General features: G+C 52.5%; 10 tRNA genes. All 10 read right to left on the bottom strand.

Annotated elements, in window-relative coordinates:
• Nucleotide 1: 1 nt before the first annotated feature.
• Nucleotides 2-90 (bottom strand) — tRNA-Ser (locus BUB34_RS12670).
• 3 nt (nucleotides 91-93) lie between these two features.
• A tRNA-Lys gene (locus tag BUB34_RS12665) sits at nucleotides 94-169 on the bottom strand.
• Between the two features lie 9 nt (nucleotides 170-178).
• A tRNA-Gln gene (locus BUB34_RS12660) sits at nucleotides 179-254 on the bottom strand.
• Between the two features lie 3 nt (nucleotides 255-257).
• Nucleotides 258-334, bottom strand: a tRNA-Arg gene (locus tag BUB34_RS12655).
• Nucleotides 335-344: 10 nt separating this feature from the next.
• Nucleotides 345-419 (bottom strand) — tRNA-Gly (locus tag BUB34_RS12650).
• Between the two features lie 13 nt (nucleotides 420-432).
• Nucleotides 433-516, bottom strand: a tRNA-Leu gene (locus BUB34_RS12645).
• A gap of 12 nt (nucleotides 517-528) precedes the next feature.
• Nucleotides 529-613: transfer RNA gene (locus BUB34_RS12640), tRNA-Tyr, on the bottom strand.
• Nucleotides 614-622: 9 nt separating this feature from the next.
• Nucleotides 623-698 (bottom strand) — tRNA-Thr (locus tag BUB34_RS12635).
• 15 nt (nucleotides 699-713) lie between these two features.
• A tRNA-Asp gene (locus BUB34_RS12630) sits at nucleotides 714-790 on the bottom strand.
• A gap of 5 nt (nucleotides 791-795) precedes the next feature.
• Nucleotides 796-871: transfer RNA gene (locus BUB34_RS12625), tRNA-Val, on the bottom strand.
• Between the last annotated feature and the right edge of the window lies 1 nt (nucleotide 872).

The following is an 872-nucleotide window of genomic DNA, read 5'->3' as shown; positions in this document are numbered from 1 at the left end:
TTGGCGGAGAGGGTGGGATTCGAACCCACGGTGCCGTTAAGCATCACTGGTTTTCAAGACCAGCTCCTTAAACCACTCGGACACCTCTCCACTTGGTGATCCATCCGCGACTCGAACGCGGGACACCCTGATTAAAAGTCAGGTGCTCTACCGACTGAGCTAATGGATCATATTAAGTTGGCTGGGGATGCAGGACTCGAACCTACGCATACATGAGTCAAAGTCATGTGCCTTACCGACTTGGCGAATCCCCAGTATGGTGAGCGCACAGGGATTCGAACCCCGGACACACGCCTTAGAAGGGCGTTGCTCTATCCAGCTGAGCTATGCACCCACAGATATAATGGAGCGGGAAACGAGATTCGAACTCGCGACTTCAACCTTGGCAAGGTTGCGCTCTACCACTGAACTATTCCCGCATTTAAATAAAAGTGGTGCGGATGAAGGGAGTCGAACCCCCACGCCGTAGGCGCCAGATCCTAAGTCTGGTGCGTCTGCCAATTCCGCCACATCCGCGTATACTTTTTTTGGTGGAGGATGGTGGATTCGAACCACCGAAAGCGATGCTAACAGATTTACAGTCTGCCCCCTTTGGCCACTCGGGAAATCCTCCATATTCTTTTGGAGCTGGTGATAGGAATCGAACCTACAACCTGCTGATTACAAGTCAGCTGCTCTGCCAATTGAGCCACACCAGCATTTTAAATTTATTTTGGCGACCTGGAAGGGACTCGAACCCTCGACCTCCAGCGTGACAGGCTGGCATTCTAACCAGCTGAACTACCAGGCCGCAAATGGTGGGATTAACAGGGCTCGAACCTGTGACCCCCTGCTTGTAAGGCAGGTGCTCTCCCAGCTGAGCTATAATCCCA

This window comes from Asaccharospora irregularis DSM 2635 (assembly GCF_900129815.1).
Taxonomy (GTDB): domain Bacteria; phylum Bacillota; class Clostridia; order Peptostreptococcales; family Peptostreptococcaceae; genus Asaccharospora; species Asaccharospora irregularis.
Note: the sequence above shows the minus strand (reverse complement) of the source record. Positions and strands in the feature narration are given on the sequence as shown.